Source organism: Micromonospora sp. NBC_01796 (genome assembly GCF_035917455.1).
Lineage (GTDB): Bacteria > Actinomycetota > Actinomycetes > Mycobacteriales > Micromonosporaceae > Micromonospora_G.
On sequence record NZ_CP109078.1, the window covers coordinates 2445117 to 2467267 of the forward strand.

Below are 22151 nucleotides of genomic sequence, written 5' to 3' on the forward strand. Positions count from 1 at the left end.
GGTCGTCAGCGGCTTGTCTGCTCGGCGGACCGGCGCAGCAAAGTCAGGCCTTCGGCTTCGACGCACCAGGGCCTACCGTCGACCCCGAGGACCGCCCCCGGTCAGGTCTCGGTGGCGAGGCCGTCGGCGACCGCGCGGGCCACCGTCAGCAGCTTGGCCCGGACCACCCGCGCCGAGGTCATCATCTCCGCCGCCGGCAGGGCGCAGGCCAGCACGACCCGGCGTTCCATGTCCTTGTCCGGGGTGACCAGCACTGCGGCACAGGCGACCCCCTGGCGGTACTGCCCCAGCTCCAGGTGCATCCCCCGCCGGTCACCGGCGGTCAGGTCGGCCTCGAAGGTGTCGGTCGCGGTCAGCGTCGCGGTGGTGAACGGGCGCATCCCGTACTCCCGGAGGTACCGGAAGCGCTGCTCGGGCGTGAGCGTGGCGAGCAGGGCCTTGCCGAGGGCGGTCGCGTGGGCACCCTCGTCGAAGCCGGGCACAAGATCCTCGAGGTACGGCGACCGTGGACCCTCCGCGACCGCGGTGATCGCCACCTGCCCGCCGACGAACCGGCCGAGGAAGTGGCTGTAACCGCTGTCCGAGGCGGCCCGACGCAGCGCCTCGCCGACCACCGGCGGCCCCCGGAACGCCGTCACCAGCTCCCGGTAGCGGTCGGCCACCTCCAGCCCGACGATGTACGTGCCGTCCTCGCGCCGGATCACGTAACCCTCGTACGCGAGCGTGCGCACCAGGTGGTAGGTGGTGGCCACGGTCAGCTCGCAGCGCCGCGCGATCTGCTTCACGGTCAAGCCTTTGGGGGCACGTCCGACCGCTTCGAGGACACGTAGCGCACGCGACACGCTACGGATCAGGTCCGAAGGTTCCGCCAGAGGGTCGCGCACAACCACCTCCGCCGCTGGGGATTACACCATATGAAAAATCCGCCGACTACGAAATGCCCGTTCGGATCGAGGATGCCAGATCTACGGCGACAGTGCGTGCAGCGACAGACACGGTAAGTCCCTCCGCTCGGCTTTCCCGAGCACTCCCGCACCGCCCGGAGGGCCCGTGTCCGGGGTCACGTCAACCCGCCGCAGCCCCGCCCGCGTTGTATCCCCGTACGGCGGGAGGGAGCAGGGATGGGGACGGCCAAGGATCCGGCCGCCGCGCGGGACCAGGGCTTCCGGGACTTCTACCTCGCGCGCGGCGCACGTCTGCGCGGCACCGCCTACCTGCTGTGCGGCGACTGGCACCTGGCCGAGGACCTCGTACAGGCTTCCTTCACCAAGCTGTACCTGGCCTGGCCCAGGATCTACCGGTACGAGCACCTCGACCAGTACGCCCACCGCACCCTGCTGAACACCTTCTTCAGCGAACGACGCCGCTCCTGGCGACGGGAGGACCCGGTACGGGAACTTCCCGTCACCCCGGCCACCGCCACCGGCGGGGACACCGAGGACCGGCTGGTACTGCTCGGAGCACTCGCCGGCCTGCCGGACCGGCAACGCGCCACCCTCGTCCTGCGCTTCTTCGAGGACATGTCGGTCGAGCAGACCGCCGACCTGCTCGGGATCTCCCCCGGCGCGGTCAAGACACACACGTCCCGGGCGCTGGCGACACTGCGTACCCGGCTGGGCTCGCTGGCCCTGGTGCCGACGGAGGAGAGCCGATGACCGAGACCTCGATCCGGGACCTGATGGCGCGGGCCGTCGAGGATGGACCGCCGTCGGGCATCCAACTGCCGGTCGACGACGTACTGGCCCGCAACGCGCGGATGCTGCGCCGTCGCCGGATCGGCCAGGCGCTCGTCGCGGTCGTGCTGCTGGCGGGCGCGGCCGGGCTCTCCGCCCTGCTCCCCGGACGACCACCGTCGGCCCTGCCACCACCGGCACCGGCCGCCACCGGACCGCTCGTCGTGACGCCGACACCGCCGATCGACCTCGAGAGCCGGGCGAAGGCGGCGCTGGGCCTGCTCGTCGCCGCCGCACCGCCCGGATACCGGGTTCAGAAGGGCGAGACGGCGCCCGGTCCGGGCGGGAGCACCTACGCGGTACGGGAAACGAGCTGGCGCGGCCCGGAGCGGCCGTTCAAGGAGCTGTACTGGGCGTTGCTCGAAGTCCAGCTCGACGGCCGCGCCGCCGTACTGACCGTGCGGGTCACCGACCAGGTCCCCGTCAACCTGCTCTCGGCGGCCGACCCCTGCGCGGTCCGGATCAACCCCGACGAGCAGAGCTGCCGGGTGGTGCCCGCCTCCGACAACACCCCCGTACGCATCGCCAGTTGGCATCCCGTGACCGGTCCGGTGGACGAGGCCACCCGCGTCGTGAACGGGGTGCTGGTCACGGTCCAGCAGGCGGGTCGGCCACGCCCCAACGTGTACGCACTCGGCCGTCCCGTCCTGGACGACCGGCAGTTGGCCGACCTGACCACCAACCCGACCCTGCTCCCCTGATCCCACCCGCCCCGCGCCTGTCCCACCACCCGAAGGGCTCCGCCACCACCCGCAGCACACCGCACCGACCGGCCTGACCGGTCCCGCCCCGGCACCACCCGAAGAACCGACCCGACCGACACAACCGGGCCGGCCGGTCCCGCACGCCCACAACCGGCCGCGCGCCCACAACCGGCCCGGAACGCCAACGACCCGCAACGCCCCGTCCACGACCGGCCGGATCCGCCCACGGCCGGCCGCGACCGCCACGGCACCGCCGCCGGCCACCCGTACCCCCGAGGAGCAGCAGATGTCCGCCCGCCGTACCGGATCCGACCAGCGTTCCGCCAGTCGTCGCCTGCTGCTGCCGGCGGTGGGTGCGGTGGTGATCGGCCTGGTGGTCGCCCTCCTCGGGGTGGCCGGCGAGGCCGGCGGCAAGCCCGACCCCGCGCCCACCGGTACGACGAACGCCGTCACCGCCGAGCCCTCGTCGGCCGGTCCCGCCCCGGAACCCACCACACCCCGACCGGAAACCCCCGTCACGCCGCCGGTGACGTACCCGGAGAGCGGACCCCGGACCTGGCACACCGCCGACGGCCGCAGTCCCGTCCTCGGGACCTCGGGCCAGCTACTGCGCTTCCGGGTGGCGGTCGAGGGCGGGATCACCGGTATCACGCCGGCCGCGTTCGCCGAGGCGGTGGTGACCACCCTGGGCGACCCGCGCAGTTGGACCGGGAACGGTCAGCGACGGCTCCAGCGGGTCGGCCCGAACGAGGCTGCCTCGTTCACCGTCTACCTCGCCACCCCGGCGACCCGGGACCGGCTCTGCGACGACGGTTATGACCGCTACACCTCCTGCCGCAACGGCAACCAGGTGGTTGTCAACGTCGCCCGCTGGGTGCACGGTGTACCGAACTACGGCGCTCCCCTGGCCACGTACCAGCAGTACGTCATCAACCACGAGGTCGGTCACCGCCTGGGTCAGGGCCACCAACTCTGCCCCGGCCCCGGCAAACCCGCCCCGGTCATGCAACAACAGACCCTGGCCCTACACGCCTGCACCCCAAACCCGTACCCACTCCTGAACGGCAAGTTCTACGCCGGCCGCCCCGGCCAGTACAACGACCCCGTACCCCACTGACCCTTCCGGGCCCCTGTTCCGGCGATCTTGCAGTTGTGGCGCCCCGAATCACGGTGTTGACCCCGATTTGCGCGCGACCACAACTGCAAGATCGACGCGGTGCCCGACGCGGGGGGGAGGGGGAGGGAGGGGGTTAGCTGGTGCGGTCGGCTATGAAGTCGCAGAGGGATTCGAGGGCCTGGCGGGAGGAGGTGTTGGGGAGGGGGGCCAACTGTTCGCGGGCTTCCTCGGCGTAGCTGCGTACGGTCTCGCGGGCGCGCTTGAGGGCGGGTGACTCCCGGAGCAGGCCGAGGGCCTCGGCGTGCAGGGCGTCGTCGGTCACCGGGCCGGCGGAGAGGATCTCGCGGAGGCGTACGGAAGCCGCGTCGTCGTCGTCGGAGGCGAGCGCGTACAGCACCGGCAGGGTCGGTACGCCCTCACGCAGGTCGGTGCCGGGGGTCTTGCCGGACTGGACCGACTCCGAGGCGATGTCGAGCAGGTCGTCGGAGAGCTGGAACGCCACACCGATGGTTTCGCCGTAGCCGGCGAGGGCCTCGGTGTGTGCCTGGGTGGCGCCACCGAACATGCCGCCGAACCGGGCCGAGGTGGCGATCAGGGAACCGGTCTTCTCGCTGATCACGTGCAGGTAGTGGCCGACCGGATCCTCACCGGCGCGTACGCCGACGGTTTCCGCGATCTGGCCGTGCACCAGCCGGGCGAAGGTACGGGCCTGGAGGCGTACGGCTTCCGGGCCGAGGTCGGCGGCGATGTCGGCCGCTCGGGCGAAGAGGTAGTCGCCGACCAGGATCGCCACCGAGTTGGTCCACCGGGAGTTGGCGCTCGGTGCGCCCCGGCGCACCGCGGCCTCGTCCATCACGTCGTCGTGGTAGAGCGTCGCCAGGTGGGTGAGCTCCATCACCACCGCGGCCGGGACCACCAGCGGATTCGTCGGATCGCCGAACTGGGCGCCGAGTGCGACCAGCAGCGGGCGGAACCGCTTGCCACCGGCCTCCACCAGATGCCGGGCCGCCTCGGTCACGAGCGGGTCCGCGCTCGCCACACTGGCCCATAGCTCGGTCTCGACCGAGGCCAGGACCGCTAGGGCCGACGCTTCCACTTCAGCGTCGACAAAGTCGAGCCCAATCCCCGTCAGGCCGTCAGCCGGTCTCCCCACGCTCTCAACCATGCCACACCGGCCCGACCACCCCTGGCCGGGGGCGGTCGGCGGCCTTCGTGCGCTGGTACGGGGCCCGGGCGGTGGTGCCGGTCACTTCACGAATTCTGCCGCGCCGTTGGCGAGGTCCAGCAGCGGTGCCGGCACCACTCCGAGGGCGAGCGTGGCCACTACGCCGATCATGAGCGCGGCGGAGGTCAGCCCGCCCGGGATCGAGACCGTCGGGGTGGACTCGCCGGGCTCGGAGAGCCACATCATGACCACGACCCGCAGGTACGGGAACGCCAGGATCATGCTGGTCAGCACACCGGCGATCACGAGCCAGGTCTGCCCGCCGTCGAGGGCCGCCCCGAAGACCGCGAACTTGCTGGTGAAGCCACTGGTCAGGGGGATGCCGGCGAAGGCGAGCAGGAGGAACGTGAACACCCCGGCGAACAGCGGGGACCGCTTGCCCAGCCCGGCCCAGCGGGACAGGTGGGTGGCCTCCCCGTCGGCGTCCCGGACCAGGCTCACCACGCCGAACGCGGCGAGCACGGTGAAGCCGTACGCGACCAGGTAGAACATGGTGCTGGACAGGCCGTCGCGGGTTAGCGCGAGTACGCCGACGAGCAGGTAACCGGCGTTCGCCACCGACGAGTACGCGAGCAGCCGCTTGATGTCGGTCTGGGTGACCGCGAGCACCGCTCCGACCAGCATGGTCAGGATCGCGATGGTGCCGAGGATCGGGGTGAAGTCCCAGGCGGCACCGGCGAACGCCACGTAGAGCACCCGGAGCAGACCACCGAACGCGGCGATCTTCGTGCAGGCGGCCATGAAGGCGGTGATCGGCGTCGGGGCGCCCTGGTAGACGTCGGGGGTCCAGACGTGGAACGGCGCCGCGGCGGCCTTGAACAGCAGGCCGATGCTGATCATCGCGATTCCGGCGACCAGCAGCGTACGGCTGGCGGTGGAGTCGGTGACGGCGGCGCTGATGGTCGCGAAGTCGACACCGCCCGGCTCGTCGCCCGGCTGCCCGTTGGTCACACCGGCGGTGAAGCCGTAGGTGAGCGCGATCCCGAAGAGGAAGAACGCGGAGGCGTACGCGCCGAGCATGAAGTACTTCAGCGCCGCCTCCTGGCTCAGCAGCCGCCGCCGACGGGCCAGCGCGCAGAGCAGGTAGAGCGGGAGCGAGAAGACCTCGAGCGCGATGAACATGGTGAGCAGGTCGTTGGCGGCGACGAAGAGCAACATGCCACCGACCGCGAACATGGTCAGCGGGAAGACCTCGGTCGACCCGCCCTCCTCGGCCGCCTGCCGGCGGTCCTCCTCGGAGCCGACGGTGATCGCGGCGTGGGCCACGAAGGGCCCGCCGTGCTCCAGGGTGCGTTCGCCGATCATCAGCAGCGCCATCCCGGCGAGCACGATGATCGCGCCCTGCAGGAACAGGGTCGGACCGTCGACCGCGACCGCCTCACCGGCGGTGACCGTCTGGGTGGTCCGTTCGACCACCACCACGATCAGCGCGGCGACGAGGGCGGCGAGGCCCAGGACGAGCTGCACCACGTGCCGGAAGCGCCGGGGGACGAACGCCTCGACCAGGATCCCGACGCAGGCCGCGCCGACCAGGATCAGGATCGGTGCGAGGGCCGCGTAGTTGATGGAGGGCAACTGCAGCGTGTTCATTTAGCGGCCTCCGGAAGGTGCCCGACCGTCGGAGCGGGGTCGGTCTTGCCGACGTTCTCCATCGTGGCCTGTACGGCGGGGTTGATGACGTCGGTGACCGGCTTCGGGTAGAAGCCGAGCAGCAGGAGCAGCGCGATCAGTGGCGCGACCACGACCTTCTCCCGCAGGGTGATGTCACGCCGCATCCCCGGCACCTCGGACAGCTCCGGGTTCAGGGTTCCCTGGGTGGTGCGCTGCACCATCCAGAGGACGTACGCGGCGGCCAGGATGATGCCCAGGGTGGCGATGATCGCGACCGGCTTGTTCACCGTGTAGGTGCCGACCAGCACCAGGAACTCGGAGATGAACGGGGCCGTTCCGGGCAGGGCCAGCGAGGCCAGACCGGCGAAGAAGAACACCCCGGCCAGCACCGGAACCAGCTTGCCGGCGCCGCCGAAGTCGCTGATGAGCGCGGAGTTGCGGCGGGCGACGAACATGCCGACCACCAGGAAGAGCAGGCCGGTGGCGAGGCCGTGGTTGAGCATGTAGAGCACCGCACCGGTGCCGGCCTGGCTGGTGAAGGCGAAGATGCCGACCCCGATGAAGCCGAAGTGCGCGATCGAGGTGTACGACACCAGGCGCTTCAGGTCGTTCTGACCGACCGCCAGCAGCGCCGCGTAGATGATGCCGATCACCGCGATGGCGATCGCGTACGGGGCGAACCAGCGGGACGCCTCGGGGAACAGCGGGAGACAGTACCGGAGGATGCCGAACGTGCCGACCTTGTCCATCACGCCGACCAGCAGCGCGGCGGCACCGGCCGGGGCGGCGCCACCGGCGTCCGGCAGCCAGGTGTGGAACGGGAAGAACGGCGCCTTGATCGCGAAGGCGATGAAGAAGCCCAGGAAGAGCCAGCGTTCGGTGCCGGTGGAGATGTCCATGTTCGGCAGCGTCTGGATCAGCGTCTGCCAGTCGAAGGTCTTGCCGCCGACGACCCAGAGGCCGATCACGGCGGCGAGCATGAACAGACCGCCGACCAGCGAGTAGAGGAAGAACTTCACCGCGGCGTACTGGCGCTGGTGCCCGCCGTAGCTTCCGATCAGGAAGTACATCGGGACGAGCATGACCTCGAAGAAGACGTAGAACAGGAACACGTCGGCGGCGGCGAAGACGCCGATCATCGTGCACTCGAGGAGCAGCAGCAGGGCGAAGTAGACCGGGACCGACCGCTTCGACTTGTCCGCGTCGTGCCAGCTCGCCAGGATCACCAGCGGCACCAGGAGCGCGATCAGCATCAGCATGACCAGCGCGATGCCGTCGGCCGCGAAGGTGAAGTTGACGCCCCAGCGCGGGATCCAGGAGTACGACTCGCGGAACTGGAGCCGGTCACCGCCGGCCTGGAACGCCACCCACATGAAGATCGAGAGCACCAGGACCGCGACCGACCAGACGAGCGCGACCCGCTTGGCCAGCTCCGGCTGGCTACGTGGCAGGAACGCCACGATCACGGCACCGACCAGCGGCGCCACCGTCAGTACGGAGAGGAAGGGAAAGTCCCCCATTAGGCCAGCCATCCCATCTGCAGGGCCAGGAACGCCGCCACCACCAGCAGGGCGCCGGTGAGCATCGACATCGCGTACGACCGGACGAACCCGGTCTGCAGCCGGCGCAGCCGGCCGGAGCCGCCGCCGACCGCCGCGGCGAGCCCGTTGACGAGCCCGTCGATGCCGCGGTTGTCGAGGTAGACCAGGGCCCGGGTGAGGAAGATGCCGGGCTTCTCGAAGACGGCCTGGTTGAACGCGTCGGTGTAGAGGTTGCGCCGTGCGGCCCGTACGACCGGGCCGACCGGCTGTTCCGTGAGCGCGGTGCCGTTGCGGAACAGCAGCCAGGCCAGTCCGGCACCGAGCACGGTGAGGATCAGCGACAGCGCGGTGATCACCCCGTGCGAGAGCACACCGTGTACGCCCTCCTCGGCCTCCGGCAGTACGGCCGGGGCCAGCCAGTCCGGGACCGAGGTGGCGAGCAGCGCACCGGCGCCGAGCGACCCGATGCCGAGCAGGATCAGCGGGATGGTCATCACCGCGGGCGACTCGTGCGGGTGCTCGATGTCGTCGGTCCAGCGCTTCGGGCCGTGGAAGGTGAGCACGAACAGCCGGGTCATGTAGAACGCGGTCAGACCGGCGCCGAGCAGGGCCGCGCCGCCGTAGAGCCAGGCGGTCCAGCCGTGCCGCTCGAACGCGGCGGCGATGATCGGCTCCTTGGAGAAGTACCCGGAGAACGGGAACATGCCGATGATCGCCAGCCAGCCGGCCCCGAAGGTCAGCCAGGTGATCTTCATGTACTTGGCGAGACCACCGAAGCGGCGGATGTCGACCTGGTCCTTCATGCCGTGCATGACCGAGCCGGCGCCGAGGAACATGTTGGCCTTGAAGAAGCCGTGCGCCAGCAGGTGGATGATCGCCAGCGCGTACGCGCCCCCGCCGAGCCCGACGCCGAGGAACATGTAGCCGATCTGGCTCACCGTCGACCAGGCGAGGACCCGCTTGATGTCGTCCTTGGCCGCGCCGATGATGCAGCCCATCAGCAGGGTGAGCGCACCGACACTGACCACCACGGTCTGCAGCGTGTGGTCGGCGGAGAAGATCGGGTTGGACCGGGCGATCAGGTAGACGCCCGCGGTCACCATGGTCGCGGCGTGGATCAGGGCGGAGACCGGGGTCGGGCCCTCCATCGCGTCGGGCAACCACGCCTGGAGCGGGAACTGACCGGACTTGCCGGCCGCGCCGAGCAGGAGCAGCAGCCCCATCACCAGTACGGTGCTCCCGGCCAGCGAGCCGGCGTCGATGCCGCCGATCACCCCGTTGAAGACCTCGTTGTACTGGGTGGTGCCGAAGGACGCGAACATGATGAAGATCGCGATCGCCAGGCCGGCGTCGCCGACCCGGTTCATCAGGAACGCCTTCTTACCGGCGGTGGCCGCGGACGGCCGCCCGTACCAGAACGAGATCAGCAGGTACGACGCCAGACCGACGCCCTCCCAGCCGAAGTAGAGCATCACGTAGTTGTTGCCGAGCACGAGCATCAGCATCGCGGCGACGAACAGGTTGAAGTACGCGAAGAACCGACGCCGGCCCGGGTCGTGCTCCATGTAGCCGACCGCGTACACGTGGATCAGGAAACCCACGCCGGTGATCAGCAGCACGAAGACCCCGGACAGCGGGTCGAAGAGCAGGCCGAAGTCGACCTTGAAATTGCCGACCGAGATGAACTCCCAGAGGCTGCTCTCGACGGACTTGTTGTCCAGGCCGCGCAGCTGGAAGAAATAGGTCAGGCCAAGTACGAAGGCGGCACCGATACTCGCCACGCCAAGCCAGTGACCCCACCGGTCGGCCCGCCGGCCGAGCAGCAGGAGGATCGCCGCGCTGGCCAGCGGGATGGCCACCAGCAGCCACACGCTGCTCAGTAGCCCCGTGGCCTGGGCGTACTCCACAGTCTCTTCCACTCCAGGGCCCCTTTAGTACTTCAGCAGGTTGGCGTCGTCGACGCTCGCGGAGCGTCGAGTCCGGAAGATCGACATGATGATCGCGAGCCCGACGACAACCTCGGCCGCGGCGACCACCATCACGAAGAACGCCATGATCTGGCCGTTGAGGTCGCCGTTGATCCGGCTGAAGGTGACCAGCGCCAGGTTGGCGGCGTTCAGCATCAGCTCGACGCACATGAACAGCACGATCGCGTTGCGTCGGATCAGGACCCCGACCGCGCCGATGGTGAACAGCACCGTGGCGAGGACCAGGTAGTAGTCAGGACTCATTTCTCGGTCCCCTTCAGCGCGGTCTCCGACTCGGTCATCTCCCGCGTCGGAAGGATCTCGGGCACGCTGCGCTCGCTGAGCGTTCCGTCCGGCAGGCGGCCGGGGGTGGCGACCGAGCTCGAGGTGGCGAAGACACCGGGGCCCGCCTTCGGGCCGGGGTAGTTACCCGGTGCGAAGCGCGCCTTCATCGTCGCCACCTGGTCCATCCGCTCGCCCTTGCGCCGCTCGACGTGAGCCAGCACCATCGCCCCGACCGCCGCCGTGATCAGCAGCGCCGAGGTGATCTCGAAGGCGAAGACGTACTTGGTGAACAGCAGCGAGGCGATGCCCTGGACGTTGCCGTCGGCGTTCGCCTCGTCCAGCCCGACCGCCGTCGTGCCGTGTACGGCCCGGTAGACCCCGGTCCCCACCAGCGCGGCGAAGCCGAGGCCGAGGGCGATCGCGGCGACCCGCTGGCCGCGCAGCGTCTCGATCAGCGAGTCCGAGGCGTCCCGGCCGACCAGCATCAGGACGAACAGGAACAGCATCATGATCGCGCCGGTGTAGACGATGATCTGCACCATGCCGATGAACGGACCGGCCTGGAGCACGTAGAACACGCCCAGGCAGAGCATGGTCAGGACCAGCCAGAGCGCCGAGTGGACGGCGTTGCGGGCCGCGACCATGCCGATCCCGCCGATCAGGGCGAGTGGGGCGAGGATCCAGAAGGTCACCGCCTCGCCGGTGGAGACGTCACCGGCCGCGGCGAGCACCGTCTGCGTCGTCATTTCGTGTCTCCAGTCGCGCCGGAGCCGTCCACCGTGCGGGTTTCCGACCAGGGCGCCCGTTCGGCGCCGGCGGACGTACCCGGATTGGTCAGTGCACCGACGTAGTAGTCCTTCTCGGTGTCCCCGAGCCGCATCGGGTGCGGCGGCTGCTCCATGCCGGGCAGCAGCGGAGCGAGCAGCTGTTCCTTGGTGAAGATCAGGTCCTGCCGGTTGTCCCGCGCCAACTCGTACTCGTTGCTCATCGTCAACGAGCGGGTCGGGCAGGCCTCGATGCAGAGCCCGCAGAAGATGCACCGGGCGTAGTTGATCTGGTAGGTGCTGGCGAACCGCTCACCCGGCGAGAAGCGCTGCTCGTCGGTGTTGTCGCCGCCCTCGACGTAGATCGCGTCCGCCGGGCAGGCCCAGGCGCACAGCTCGCAGCCGATGCACTTCTCCAGCCCGTCCGGGTGCCGGTTGAGGATGTGCCGCCCGTGGTAGCGGGGAGCGGAGACCGGCGGCTTGAACGGGTAGTCGGTGGTGACCACCTTCTTGAACATGTGCGAGAAGGTGACCCCGAAACCCTTGAACGTGCCCGAGATCGCGCTCACGTCACACCTCCTTCTCGTCCGCGCCGGCAACAACGTTGGCCGGCTCCCGCTCGGCGACCGCGCGCTTGAGCCGCGGACTCGGCGGGACCTGCAGGTCCATGGGCGGCAGCGGGAAGCTGCCGGTGGGCCGGTTACGCACCTGCTGTTGCAGGGTCTCGGTCGGTTCCGGCTTGCGGCTCGGCCAGAAGAGCACGATCAGCAGCAGGACCAGCAGGACCACCCCGAAGATGATCCAGCGGTCGGTCGCGCCGCGACCGTCGACCGAGCGGATGCCGGCGAGCGCCAGGATCCAGACCAGGTTGATCGGGAGCAGCACCTTCCAGCCGAACCGCATGAACTGGTCGTACCGGAGCCGGGGCAGCGTGCCGCGCAGCCAGACGAAGACGAAGACCAGCAGGATGACCTTGCCGAGGAACCAGAGCAGCGGCCACCAGCCGGAGTTGGCACCGGACCAGAAGGTGATCGGCCAGGGTGCCCGCCACCCGCCCAGGAAGAGCGTCACGGTCACCGCCGACATGCTCACCATCGCGACGTACTCGGAGAGCATGAAGAGTGCGAACTTCAGCGAGCTGTACTCGGTCATGAAGCCGGCGACCAGCTCCGACTCCGCCTCGGGCAGGTCGAACGGCGCCCGGTTGGTCTCGCCCACCACCGCGATGAAGAAGATGATGAAGCTCGGGAAGAGCAGCAGCGCGTACCAGCTCGGGGCGGTGGGGTGCCAGCCGAAGATGTCCCAGCTCGCCGCCGAGTTGCCCGACTGGGCGGCGACGATACCGCTGGTCGACATGGTGCCGGCGCTCATGAAGACGGCGACGATGGAGAGTCCCAGCGCGATCTCGTACGAGATCATCTGGGCACTCGACCGCAGACCGCCGAGCAGCGGGTACGTCGAACCGGAGGCCCAGCCACCGAGCACGATGCCGTAGACGCCCATCGCGGAGCAGGCCAGGATCACCAGGACGGCCACCGGCACGTCGGTCACCTGCAACGGCGTCCGCTCACCGAAGATGCTGACCATCGGTCCGAACGGGACCACCGACAGCACCGTCACCGCGCTGATCACCGAGATGGTCGGCGCGAAGAAGAAGACCACCTTGTCCGACGCCTTCGGGAGGATGTCCTCCTTGAAGGCCATCTTCAGACCGTCGGCGAGGGTCTGCAGCAGACCGAACGGGCCCACCTGGTTCGGACCCGGGCGGACCTGCATCCGACCGACGACCCGGCGCTCGAACCAGACCCCGAGCAGGGTGGCGAGCACCGCGAAGACGAAGGCGAGAACGATCTTGAGCAGCACCAGCCACCAGGTGTCCTGGCCGAAGTCGGCCAGGGTCGGGTCCTGGGCCAGATAGTCGAGCCTCACTGAGCACCTCTTCCACTGCCTGTGGACAGCCGGACGACCGCGCCGGAGGTCGCGCCGAGGCTGCGCCGGACCGTCGAGCCGGGCGAGTTGGTCGGCAGCCAGACCACACCGTCGGGCATGTCGGTGATCTCCAGCGGCAGGGTCAGCGCGCCCCGGTCGGTGCCGACCGTGACCGCTTCGCCGTCGGCCACGCCGAGCGCCTCGGCCGCCGCCTTGCCGAGCCGGACGACCGGCGGGCGGGCGGTGCCGCCCAACTGCTCGTCGCCCTCGGTCAGGGTGCCCAGGTCGATCAGGTGGTGCCAGGTGGCGAGCACCGCTTCGTCCGTACCGAGGGTGGCCGCCTCGGCCGGCTCGACCGCCGGGCTGGCCGGGCGGTCGGCCCGGGTCACCGGCAGTCCGCCCAGCTCGCGGCGGATGCTGTTCACGTCGCCCGCGTTGAGGTTGACGCCGAGCTGCGCGGCGAGCGCGTCGAGCACCCGGGCGTCGGTCATCGCGGTGGTGTCGAGCACGGCCTCGAAGGTGCGCAGCCGGCCTTCCCAGTCGAGGAAGCTGCCGGCCTTCTCGACCACCGGGGCGACCGGGAAGACCACGTCGGCGCGCCGGGTGACCGGTCCGCCCTTGATCTCCAGGCTGACCAGGAACTGGACCTTCTCCAGTGCTTCCTCGGCCAGTCGCGGGTCGGCCAGGTCGGACGGGTCGACCCCGGCCACCACCAGGGCACCGATCTTGTCGGCGGCGACCGCGGCGATGATCTGGTCGGTGTCCCGACCGGTCTGGCTCGGGATGACTCCGGCGGCCACGTCCCAGGCGCCGGCCAGTTCGGCCCGCGCGCCGGGGTCGGCCACCGGGCGTCCGCCGGGCAGCAGGTTGGGCAGGCAGCCCGCGTCGACCGCACCCCGGTCGCCCGCTCGCCGCGGCACCCACGCCAGCTTGGCACCGGTACGCTCCGCGACCGCGGCGGCGGCGGAGAGCCCGCCCGGTACGGAGGCGAGCCGCTCGCCGACGAACAGGATCGCTCCCGGCTGGCTCAGCGCGTCGGCGACCGTGTCGTGCTCGGCCAGCACCTGCGCCTCCTCACCCGGTACCACCCGGGCGAGCTTGGCGCCGAGCTTCTCCAGCCCACGGGTGGCGAACGGGGCCAGCGCGTAGACCTTGAGGCCCTTCTTCTGGTACGCCTTGCGTAGCCGGAGGAAGAGGATCGGGCACTCCTCCTCGGGCTCCAGCCCGGCCAGGACCACCGTGGACGCCCGCTCGATGTCGGCGTACGTCACGTCGGTCACGCCGGCCACGTTGCTCGCCAGGAACTGGGTCTCCTCGACGGCGACCGGGCGGGCCCGGAAGTCGATGTCGTTGGTGTTCAGGGCGACCCGGGCGAACTTCGAGTACGCGTACGCGTCCTCGACCGTGAGCCGGCCGCCGGTGAGCACCCCGACCCCGTACGCGCCGTCGCGGGCAAGCCGCAGTCCCTCGGCGGCGAAGGCGAACGCCTCGCTCCAGGACGCCTCGCGCAGCTCACCGGTCTTGGCGTCCCGGATCAGCGGGTGGGTGAGCCGCTCGGTGGCGGTGCTGTAGCGGAAGCCCCAGCGGCCCTTGTCGCAGTTCCACTCCTCGTTCACTGCGGCGTCGTCACCGGCGAGGCGGCGCTGGACCTTGCCCCGGCGGTGGTCGGTGCGCTGGGCGCATCCGGCGGAGCAGTGCTCGCACACGCTCGGGGTGGAGACCAGGTCGAACGGGCGGGCCCGGAACCGGTACTGGGCTCCGGTCAGCGCGCCCACCGGGCAGATCTGCACGGTGTTGCCGGAGAAGTACGAGTTGAACGGGACGTCGCCGACCCCGCCCGCGTCCCGGCCGCTGCCGTCGCCCTCGCCGCCGTAGACCTCGTCCCGGTAGACGTTGATCTGCTCGCCGGAGGAGCGGTCCATCAGGTCGATGAACTTGTCTCCGGCGATCTCCTCGGAGAACCGGGTGCAGCGCTGGCAGAGCACGCAGCGCTCGCGGTCGAGCAGCACCTGGGAGGAGATGTTGATCGGCTTCTCGTATTCCCGCTTCGTCTCGTGGAAGCGGGTCTCGGGGCGGCCGGTCGACATCGCCTGGTTCTGCAGCGGGCACTCGCCGCCCTTGTCGCACATCGGGCAGTCGAGCGGGTGGTTGACCAGGAGCAGCTCCATGATCCCCTCCTGCGCCTTCTTGGCGACCGGAGAGGTGAGCTGGGTCTTGACCACCATGCCCTCGGCGACCGTCTGGGTGCACGAGGCGACCGGCTTGCGCTGGCCCTCCACGTCGACCAGACACTGCCGGCACGCCCCGGCGGGCGCGAGCAGCGGGTGGTCGCAGAACCGGGGGATCTCGATGCCGAGCTTCTCGGCGGCCCGGATGAGCAGCGTGCCCTTCGGCGCGGTCACCTCGATGCCGTCGATGGTCAGGGTCACGGTCTCGACCGGCGCGACGGCACCGGCCGGGTTGACAGCCTTCAGGTCGGTCATTAGTGCGCCCCCACCAACTGCTTGTCCGACAGCTTCGGCGCGGTGCGCCCCTCGATGTAGTCGAGGTAGTCCTGCTTGAAGTACTGCAGGGACGAGGTCACCGGGCTGGTCGCGCCGTCGCCCAGACCGCAGAACGAGCGGCCGAGGATGTTGTCACAGGTGTCGAGCAGGGTGTCCAGGTCCTCCTGGGTGCCCTGTCCGGAGAGGATCCGGCGGTAGACCCGGACCATCCAGTAGTTGCCCTCCCGACACGGGGTGCACTTGCCGCACGACTCGTGGTGGTAGAACTCCAGCCACCGGTAGGTCGCGTAGACCGGGCAGTCCTGGTCGGAGAAGATCTGGGTGGCGGTGGTGCCGAGGATCGAACCGGCCGCCGCCACTCCCTCGAAGTCCAGCGGTACGTCGATGTGCTCGGCCGCGAGCAGCGGCGTCGACGAGCCACCCGGGGTCCAGAACCGGAGCTCGTGACCGGGGAGCATGCCGCCGGCCAGCTCGATCAACTCCCGCAGGGTGATGCCGAGGCCGGCCTCGTACTGACCGGGGTTGACCACCCGGCCGGAGAGGGAGTAGATCATCGGGCCGGACGACTTCTCCGTACCCATGCTCTTCCACCAGTCGGCCCCGCCGAGCACGATGTACGGCACGCTGGCGATCGTGCCGACGTTGTTGACCACGGTCGGCGAGGCGTACAGGCCGTGCGTGGCCGGGAACGGCGGGCGCAGCCGGGGCTGGCCCCGGAAGCCCTCGAGCGAGTCGAGCAGTGCCGTTTCCTCGCCGCAGATGTACGCCCCGGCGCCGCTGTGCACCACGACTTCCAGGTCGAACCCGGAGCCGAGGATGTTGGTGCCGAGGTAACCGGCCCGCTTCGCCTCGGCGATCGCGTTGCGCAGCCGCCTGGCGGCGTGCACCGCCTCACCGCGGATGTAGATGTAGGCCCGGTTGGCCCGGATCGCGTACGACGCGATGATGACGCCCTCGATCAGCGAGTGCGGATCGTGCGTCATCAGGGGCAGGTCCTTGCAGGTGCCGGGCTCGCCCTCGTCCGCGTTCACCACCAGGTAGTGCGGCTTGCCGTCACCCTGCGGGATGAAGCCCCACTTGAGTCCGGTGGGGAAGCCGGCGCCGCCACGCCCCCGCAGACCGGAGTCCTTGATGAGCTGGATGAGGTCGTCCGGGTGGGCGGCGATCGCCTTGCGCAGCGCGGCGTAGCCGTCGAGCTTCTGGTAGACGTCGAGTTTCCAGGCGTCCGGCGAGAGCCAGCGCTTGGTCAGCACCGGAGTCAGCTTCGCCACCGTCTCCGGTCGAGGCGTACTCATGATTGAGCCTCCTTCAACGAACGCTGCTGCTGCTCGGCGTCGTCGCCGGCCGGCTTGCCATCGCTGGCCGGCTTGTTGGCGGCGACGCCGGCATCGGCGGCGGCCTTGGCGTCCGCCGGTGCCGGCGGTTCGCCGTCGACCGGGGTGGCAACCCCCGGCGCGTCCGGTGCCGGCGTCTTCGCGTCCGGCGCGCGGGTCTCCGCGGTACGCAACTGCGGCGACTTCTGGTCCGGTGCCGGCAGGTCCGGCGCGGTGGTGCCGGTGGCGGCGGCCGGTCGGGTGGTGGCCGGGGCCGGTGCGGCGGCGGCCTTCGTGCTCTTGATCGGGGTGTTCGGGTCGAAGCCCGGCACCGAGATCCCGTGCTGCTCGGCCAGGCGCAGCCCGCGCAGCGTCGCGTCGCCGGCCGGTCCGTCGGCCACCGCGCCCTCGCGCTCGTCGGCGAAGCCGGCGAGTTGCAGCGACATCTCCTTGAGCGTGCAGAGCCGGGCCCCACGGGTCGGCATCGGCCGGTTGCCGGCGCGCAGCTCGTTGACCACGCCGACCGCGCTGTCCGGGTCGACCTTGTCGAAGAAGTCGTAGTTGACCGTCATCACCGGGCCGTAGTCGCACGCGGCCAGGCACTCGGCGTGTTCGAGGGTGATCGTGCCGTCGGTGGTGGTCTCGTCGTGCCCGACGCCGAGGTGCTCGGAGAGGGAGTCGTAGACCTGCTGCCCGCCGAGCACGTTGCACATCGTGTTGGTGCAGACGCTGACCAGGTAGTCACCGGTCGGCCGGCGCTTGTACATGGTGTAGAAGGTCGCCACCGCGCCGACCTGCGCCTTGTTCAGGCCGAGGACCTCGGCACAGAACGACACGCCGGCCGGGGATACGTACCCCTCCTCGGACTGCACCAGGTGCAGCAGCGGCAGCAGGGCCGAGCGGGACCGGTCGGCCGGGTAGCGGGCGACGATCTCCCGCGCCCGCCCGTACGTCTCTTCACTGAAGGCCACTAGCGATCACACCCACCCATCACCGGATCCAGAGAGGCACCGCCCGCGATCACGTCCGCGATCAGGCCGCCCTCGGCCATTGCCGGGAGGGCCTGGAGGTTGACGAAGCTCGGTTCGCGGTAGTGCACCCGGTAGGGCCGGGTCCCGCCGTCCGAGACCGCGTGTACGCCCAGTTCGCCGCGAGGCGCCTCGATCGCGACGTAGACCTGGCCCGGCGGCACCCGGAAGCCCTCGGTGACGAGCTTGAAGTGGTGGATCAGCGACTCCATCGACTGACCCATGATCTTCGCTACGTGCTCGAGGGAGTTGCCCATGCCGTCGACGCCGATGGCGAGCTGCGCCGGCCAGGCGATCTTCTTGTCGGCCACCATGATCGGGCCGGGCCGGAGCCGGTCCAGCGCCTGCTCGATCAGCTTGAGCGACTCGCGGATCTCGCCGAGCCGGACCTGGTAACGACCCCACACGTCGGCGTCGGTCGAGGTCGGCACGTCGAACTCGTACGTCTCGTAGCCGCAGTACGGCATCGTCTTGCGCAGGTCCCACGGAAGTCCGGCCGAGCGGAGCACCGGACCGGTGACGCCGAGCGCGAGACAACCGGTCACGTCGAGGACGGCCACGTTCTTCGTCCGCTCGATCCAGATCGGCTGCCCGGAGAGCAGGTCCTCGTACTCCTTGAGCCGCTTCGGCATCATGTCGAGGAACTCGCGGATCTTGACGATCGCCGCGTCCGGTACGTCCTGGGCGACCCCGCCGGGGCGGACGTACGCCATGTTCATCCGCAGGCCGGTGATCATCTCGAAGATGTCGAGAATGTACTCACGCTCGCGGAAGCCGTACAGCATGATGGAGATGGCGCCGAGTTCCATGCCGGTGGTGGCCAGCCAGACCAGGTGCGACGCGACCCGGTTCAGCTCCATCATCAGCACCCGGATGGTGGTCGCCCGCTCGGTGATGTCGTCCGTGATGCCGAGCAGCTTCTCCACCGCGAGGCTGTACGCCGTCTCGTTGAAGATCGGTGCCAGGTAGTCCATCCGGGTCACGAACGTCGAGCCCTGCGTCCAGTTGCGGTACTCGATGCTCTTCTCGATGCCGGTGTGCAGGTAGCCGACGACGCTGCGGGCCTCGCGGACCGTCTCGCCCTCGAGTTCCAGCACCAGCCGCAGCACCCCGTGCGTGGACGGGTGCTGCGGACCCATGTTGACCACGATCCGCTCGTCGGCGATCGGGTCGTGTCCGGCCACCACGGTGTCCCAGTCGCCACCGGTGACGGTGAAGACCCGGCCCTCGGTGGTCTCGCGCTCAGCCGCGTATCCAGGAGTGGTCATTACTGGTAACTCCTCCGCTTGTCGGGCGGTGGGATCTCGGCGCCCTTGTACTCGACCGGCACGCCACCGAGCGGGTAGTCCTTGCGCTGGGGGTGTCCCTCCCAGTCGTCCGGCATCAGGATCCGGGTCAGGCCGGGGTGGCCGTCGAAGACGATGCCGAACATGTCGTACGCCTCGCGCTCCTGCCAGTCCGCGGTCGGGTAGACCGTCGTGACGCTCGGCAGGTGCGGGTCCTCGACGCTCACGGCGGCTTCCAGCCGGATCCGGCGCCGGTAGGTCATCGAGGTCAGCTCGTAGATGACGTGCAGCCGGCGGTCGTCGGTGCCGAGGTAGTCGACGCCGGAGACCGAGGAGCAGAGCTCGAACCGGAGTGCCCGGTCGTCGCGCAGCACCTGGCAGACCTCGAAGATCCGCTCGGGTCGTACGTGCAGGGTCAGCTCACCCCGGTCGACCACGATCTTCTCGATCGCGTCGGCGAACGCGGGGTACGCCTCTTCGAGCGCGTCCCGTACCTCGTCGAAGTAGCCGCCGTACGGCCGGGGGCTGTCGATCAGGCCGACGTGCCGGCGGACCAGGCCGCCGAAGCCGGAGGTGTCACCGGAGCCGTGGATGCCGAACATGCCCTGCCCGGCCGGGCTGGCCGGGGGGTGTTCGGCGGGGGCTCCGCTGGTCGCGCCGACCGGGGGCGCGGCCACCGGTACGCCGTTGCCGGGCTTGTCACTGGGCGTGGTCACGGCTTGACACCCCCGGTGATGTGGTTCTGTGCGTTCATCCAGTTCTCGATCCGGAGCTGTTCCTCGCGGCCCTCGCGAACCGCCTGCGTCCACTCGGCCCGCCGGGCCTTGTCGGACCGGTACGACGACGGCATCGAGCCGTACGGCACCACCGGGACGTCACCGCGCGCCTGCCGGGCCTCGAGCATCTTGCGGCCGTTCGGACCGAGCGGCTCGTGCATGATCTTCTCGCGGAGCTTCAGGATCGCGTCGATCAGCATCTCCGGCCGGGGCGGGCAGCCGGGCAGGTACATGTCGACCGGGACGATGTGGTCGACGCCCTGCACGATCGCGTAGTTGTTGAACATGCCGCCGCTGCTGGCGCAGACGCCCATCGACAGCACCCACCGGGGCTCGGCCATCTGGTCGTAGATCTGGCGCAGCACCGGGGCCATCTTCTGGCTGACCCGGCCGGCGACGATCATCAGGTCGGCCTGGCGCGGCGAGGCGCGGAAGACCTCCATGCCCCAGCGGCCCATGTCGTAGTGCGGGCCACCGGCCGCCATCATCTCGATGGCGCAGCAGGCGAGGCCGAAGGTGGCACCCCAGACCGACGACTTGCGGGACCAGTTGACCAGCTTCTCCACCGAGGTGAGCAGGACACCGGCGGGGAGCTTCTCTTCGATACCCATCTGACGTCCTCCCTCAGTCCCAGTCCAGGCCGCCGCGCCGCCAGACATAGGCGTACGCGACGAAGACCGCGACGATGAACAGCACCATCTCCACGAAGCCGAAGATGGGCAGCGAGTCGAACACGACCGCCCACGGGAAGAGGAAGATGATCTCGATATCGAAGATGATGAAGAGCATCGCGGTCAGGTAGAACTTGATCGGGAACCGACCACCGCCCGGAGGCTGTGGGCTCGGCTCGATGCCGCACTCGTACGCTTCGAGCTTGGCCTTGTTGTAACGCAGCGGACCGGCGAACCGCGCGGCGCCGACGGAGAACAGCGCGAACGCCGCGGCGAGGGCCATGAGCCCGATGATGGGTACGTAAGGCGAGAGCGACATCTCTTCTCCTGCTCGTCCTTCCCTGCCCTCGGTCATTAACAAAATTCACACTATTCACAGTCCTCCGGGCGCCTTCGCCCGGGGGGCCGCTGCTCACACCGCTGGTGCCACCTTGGTCATCGCGTTGATCACCCGGTCCATCGCGTCCCCGCCGCGCGGGTCGGTCAGGTTGGCCAGCAGTTTCAGGACGAACCGCATCAGGGTCGGGTGCGGCATGCCGTGTTTGGTGGCGATCCGCATGATCTGCGGATTGCCGATGAGCTTCACGAAAATCCCGCCGAGCCGGTAGTAACCGCCGTAGCGGGCCTTCAACTCGGCCGGGTAACCGGCCAGCGCCCGCTCCCGGTCGGGTCCCTCGGCGCGGGCCAGCGCCTGGACGATGACCTCGGCGGCGAGTTCGCCGGACTCCATCGCGTACGCGATGCCCTCGCCGTTGAACGGGTTGACCATGCCACCGGAGTCGCCGACCAGCAGCACCCCGCGGGTGTAGTGCGGCACCCGGTTGAAGCCCATCGGGAGGGCGGCCCCGAGGATCGGGCCCTCCGCGTTGGTCTCGTCGGTCATGCCCCACTCGGGCGGGGTGTTGGCCAACCAGTCCGTGAGCATCCGGCGGTAGTTGGTCTTGCCGAACGCGGACGACGAGTTCAGTACGCCGAGACCGACGTTGACCCGGCCGTCGCCCATGCCGAAGATCCAGCCGTAGCCGGGAAGCAGGTTGTCGCCGGAGTCCCGGCTGCGCAGTTCGAGCCACGACTCGAGATAGTTGTCGTCGTGTTTGGCCGGTGACTTGTAGTAGCGGCGTACCGCCACCCCGATCGGCCGGTCCTCGCGCTTGGCCAGGCCCATGGCGAGCGGCAGTCGACCGGAGACACCGTCGCCGGCCACGACCAGGGGGGCATGGAAGGTCACCGGTTCCTTGCCCGGTCCCGCCTCGCCGGTGACCCCGATCGCCCGGCCGGTCGCGTCCAGCACCGGCCCGGTGACGTTGATGCCCGTACGCAGCTCGGCTCCGGCACCGACCGCCTGCTTGGCGAGGAGGTCGTCGAAGTCCAGCCGGGTACGGACCAGGCCGTAGTTGGGGAAGCTGGCCAGGTCGGGCCAGTCGAGCTCCAGCCGCATCCCGCCGCCGATCACCCGCAGGCCGCGGTTGTGCAACCAGCCGGCCTCCGCGGAGGTGTCGACGCCGAGCCTGATGAGCTGCTTGACCGCGCGCGGGGTGAGGCCGTCGCCGCACACCTTCTCGCGCGGGAACTCGGTCTTCTCCAGTAGCAGGACCCGTAGTCCGTGCCGCGCCAGGTGGTAGGCGGTGGTGGAACCACCCGGTCCGGCGCCGACGACGATGACGTCCGCGTCGTACTCGACCGTGGCCATCAGCGCC

Annotated in this window: 20 protein-coding genes; 3 read left to right on the top strand and 17 right to left on the bottom strand. The window is 69.7% G+C overall.

Features of this window, described 5'->3' with window-relative positions:
* Window positions 1-101 precede the first annotated feature (101 nt).
* Entirely contained in the window at window positions 102-884 is a 783-nt protein-coding gene (locus OIE47_RS11190; RefSeq protein ID WP_326561431.1) for an IclR family transcriptional regulator, read from the bottom strand.
* 237 nt (window positions 885-1121) lie between these two features.
* On the opposite strand from OIE47_RS11190, the gene OIE47_RS11195 reads away from it, so the two are divergent.
* The 3 genes from OIE47_RS11195 to OIE47_RS11205 all read left to right on the top strand — a co-directional run bounded on the left by OIE47_RS11195 (window position 1122) and on the right by OIE47_RS11205 (window position 3554).
* The gene (locus OIE47_RS11195; protein ID WP_326561432.1) at window positions 1122-1655 is read left to right on the top strand and encodes a SigE family RNA polymerase sigma factor; all 534 of its coding nucleotides are present in this window, start codon (window positions 1122-1124) and stop codon (window positions 1653-1655) included.
* The gene (locus tag OIE47_RS11200) at window positions 1652-2434 is read left to right on the top strand and encodes a hypothetical protein (protein WP_326561433.1); all 783 of its coding nucleotides are present in this window, start codon (window positions 1652-1654) and stop codon (window positions 2432-2434) included. Before OIE47_RS11195 ends, OIE47_RS11200 begins: the two co-directional genes overlap by 4 nt.
* A gap of 289 nt (window positions 2435-2723) precedes the next feature.
* On the top strand, window positions 2724-3554 hold the full coding sequence (locus tag OIE47_RS11205; protein WP_326561434.1) for a DUF3152 domain-containing protein: 831 nt from the start codon (window positions 2724-2726) through the stop codon (window positions 3552-3554).
* A 133-nt stretch (window positions 3555-3687) separates the two neighbouring features.
* Here OIE47_RS11205 and OIE47_RS11210 read toward each other — a convergent pair whose 3' ends face one another.
* The 16 genes from OIE47_RS11210 to OIE47_RS11285 all read right to left on the bottom strand — a co-directional run bounded on the left by OIE47_RS11210 (window position 3688) and on the right by OIE47_RS11285 (window position 22144).
* Window positions 3688-4719, bottom strand: a complete 1032-nt coding sequence (locus OIE47_RS11210) for a polyprenyl synthetase family protein (RefSeq protein ID WP_326561435.1) — start codon at window positions 4717-4719, stop codon at window positions 3688-3690.
* Between the two features lie 81 nt (window positions 4720-4800).
* Window positions 4801-6369, bottom strand: coding sequence for an NADH-quinone oxidoreductase subunit NuoN (gene nuoN, locus OIE47_RS11215; protein ID WP_326561436.1), 1569 nt, complete (start codon window positions 6367-6369; stop codon window positions 4801-4803).
* Complete coding sequence (locus tag OIE47_RS11220) at window positions 6366-7910, bottom strand: NADH-quinone oxidoreductase subunit M (protein ID WP_326561437.1); 1545 nt, start codon at window positions 7908-7910, stop codon at window positions 6366-6368. The genes nuoN and OIE47_RS11220 overlap by 4 nt, the downstream gene beginning before the upstream one ends.
* The gene (gene nuoL, locus OIE47_RS11225) at window positions 7910-9850 is read right to left on the bottom strand and encodes an NADH-quinone oxidoreductase subunit L (RefSeq protein WP_326561438.1); all 1941 of its coding nucleotides are present in this window, start codon (window positions 9848-9850) and stop codon (window positions 7910-7912) included. Before nuoL ends, OIE47_RS11220 begins: the two co-directional genes overlap by 1 nt.
* A gap of 12 nt (window positions 9851-9862) precedes the next feature.
* Complete coding sequence (gene nuoK / locus OIE47_RS11230; protein WP_326561439.1) at window positions 9863-10162, bottom strand: NADH-quinone oxidoreductase subunit NuoK; 300 nt, start codon at window positions 10160-10162, stop codon at window positions 9863-9865.
* The gene (locus OIE47_RS11235; protein WP_326561440.1) at window positions 10159-10929 is read right to left on the bottom strand and encodes an NADH-quinone oxidoreductase subunit J; all 771 of its coding nucleotides are present in this window, start codon (window positions 10927-10929) and stop codon (window positions 10159-10161) included. Before OIE47_RS11235 ends, nuoK begins: the two co-directional genes overlap by 4 nt.
* Window positions 10926-11516: an NADH-quinone oxidoreductase subunit NuoI gene (nuoI, locus tag OIE47_RS11240; RefSeq protein WP_326561441.1), complete on the bottom strand. Its 591-nt coding sequence runs from the start codon at window positions 11514-11516 to the stop codon at window positions 10926-10928. The genes OIE47_RS11235 and nuoI overlap by 4 nt, the downstream gene beginning before the upstream one ends.
* A 1-nt stretch (window position 11517) precedes the next feature.
* Window positions 11518-12876 carry an NADH-quinone oxidoreductase subunit NuoH gene (gene nuoH, locus OIE47_RS11245; protein ID WP_326561442.1) on the bottom strand — a complete coding sequence of 453 codons (1359 nt, stop codon included), beginning with the start codon at window positions 12874-12876 and terminating at the stop codon, window positions 11518-11520.
* Window positions 12873-15359, bottom strand: a complete 2487-nt coding sequence (locus OIE47_RS11250) for an NADH-quinone oxidoreductase subunit G (RefSeq protein WP_326561443.1) — start codon at window positions 15357-15359, stop codon at window positions 12873-12875. Before OIE47_RS11250 ends, nuoH begins: the two co-directional genes overlap by 4 nt.
* A complete protein-coding gene (nuoF, locus tag OIE47_RS11255; RefSeq protein ID WP_326561444.1) occupies window positions 15359-16675 on the bottom strand; it encodes an NADH-quinone oxidoreductase subunit NuoF in 1317 nt (438 codons plus the stop codon). Before nuoF ends, OIE47_RS11250 begins: the two co-directional genes overlap by 1 nt.
* Window positions 16672-17664, bottom strand: a complete 993-nt coding sequence (gene nuoE / locus OIE47_RS11260) for an NADH-quinone oxidoreductase subunit NuoE (protein WP_326561445.1) — start codon at window positions 17662-17664, stop codon at window positions 16672-16674. Before nuoE ends, nuoF begins: the two co-directional genes overlap by 4 nt.
* On the bottom strand, window positions 17664-18989 hold the full coding sequence (locus tag OIE47_RS11265) for an NADH-quinone oxidoreductase subunit D (protein ID WP_326561446.1): 1326 nt from the start codon (window positions 18987-18989) through the stop codon (window positions 17664-17666). Before OIE47_RS11265 ends, nuoE begins: the two co-directional genes overlap by 1 nt.
* Window positions 18989-19723, bottom strand: a complete 735-nt coding sequence (locus OIE47_RS11270) for an NADH-quinone oxidoreductase subunit C (protein ID WP_326561447.1) — start codon at window positions 19721-19723, stop codon at window positions 18989-18991. Before OIE47_RS11270 ends, OIE47_RS11265 begins: the two co-directional genes overlap by 1 nt.
* Entirely contained in the window at window positions 19720-20394 is a 675-nt protein-coding gene (locus OIE47_RS11275; protein WP_326561448.1) for a NuoB/complex I 20 kDa subunit family protein, read from the bottom strand. The genes OIE47_RS11270 and OIE47_RS11275 overlap by 4 nt, the downstream gene beginning before the upstream one ends.
* Before the next feature lie 13 nt (window positions 20395-20407).
* Window positions 20408-20773 carry an NADH-quinone oxidoreductase subunit A gene (locus tag OIE47_RS11280; RefSeq protein ID WP_326561449.1) on the bottom strand — a complete coding sequence of 122 codons (366 nt, stop codon included), beginning with the start codon at window positions 20771-20773 and terminating at the stop codon, window positions 20408-20410.
* 93 nt (window positions 20774-20866) lie between these two features.
* A complete protein-coding gene (locus OIE47_RS11285) occupies window positions 20867-22144 on the bottom strand; it encodes a geranylgeranyl reductase family protein (RefSeq protein ID WP_326561450.1) in 1278 nt (425 codons plus the stop codon).
* Window positions 22145-22151: the final 7 nt, after the last annotated feature.

What these genes read in the sequence shown, in the direction of transcription:
- OIE47_RS11235 (WP_326561440.1), bottom strand. Translation starts at nt 10,929, where the DNA reads ATGACGACGCAGACGGTGCTCGCCGCGGCCGGTGACGTCTCCACCGGC.
- OIE47_RS11195 (WP_326561432.1), top strand. Translation starts at nt 1,122, where the DNA reads ATGGGGACGGCCAAGGATCCGGCCGCCGCGCGGGACCAGGGCTTCCGG.
- OIE47_RS11265 (WP_326561446.1), bottom strand. Translation starts at nt 18,989, where the DNA reads ATGACCACTCCTGGATACGCGGCTGAGCGCGAGACCACCGAGGGCCGG.
- OIE47_RS11210 (WP_326561435.1), bottom strand. Translation starts at nt 4,719, where the DNA reads ATGGTTGAGAGCGTGGGGAGACCGGCTGACGGCCTGACGGGGATTGGG.
- nuoF (WP_326561444.1), bottom strand. Translation starts at nt 16,675, where the DNA reads ATGAGTACGCCTCGACCGGAGACGGTGGCGAAGCTGACTCCGGTGCTG.
- OIE47_RS11220 (WP_326561437.1), bottom strand. Translation starts at nt 7,910, where the DNA reads ATGGGGGACTTTCCCTTCCTCTCCGTACTGACGGTGGCGCCGCTGGTC.
- OIE47_RS11205 (WP_326561434.1), top strand. Translation starts at nt 2,724, where the DNA reads ATGTCCGCCCGCCGTACCGGATCCGACCAGCGTTCCGCCAGTCGTCGC.
- OIE47_RS11280 (WP_326561449.1), bottom strand. Translation starts at nt 20,773, where the DNA reads ATGTCGCTCTCGCCTTACGTACCCATCATCGGGCTCATGGCCCTCGCC.
- nuoN (WP_326561436.1), bottom strand. Translation starts at nt 6,369, where the DNA reads ATGAACACGCTGCAGTTGCCCTCCATCAACTACGCGGCCCTCGCACCG.
- OIE47_RS11275 (WP_326561448.1), bottom strand. Translation starts at nt 20,394, where the DNA reads ATGGGTATCGAAGAGAAGCTCCCCGCCGGTGTCCTGCTCACCTCGGTG.
- nuoK (WP_326561439.1), bottom strand. Translation starts at nt 10,162, where the DNA reads ATGAGTCCTGACTACTACCTGGTCCTCGCCACGGTGCTGTTCACCATC.
- OIE47_RS11200 (WP_326561433.1), top strand. Translation starts at nt 1,652, where the DNA reads ATGACCGAGACCTCGATCCGGGACCTGATGGCGCGGGCCGTCGAGGAT.
- OIE47_RS11250 (WP_326561443.1), bottom strand. Translation starts at nt 15,359, where the DNA reads ATGACCGACCTGAAGGCTGTCAACCCGGCCGGTGCCGTCGCGCCGGTC.
- OIE47_RS11285 (WP_326561450.1), bottom strand. Translation starts at nt 22,144, where the DNA reads ATGGCCACGGTCGAGTACGACGCGGACGTCATCGTCGTCGGCGCCGGA.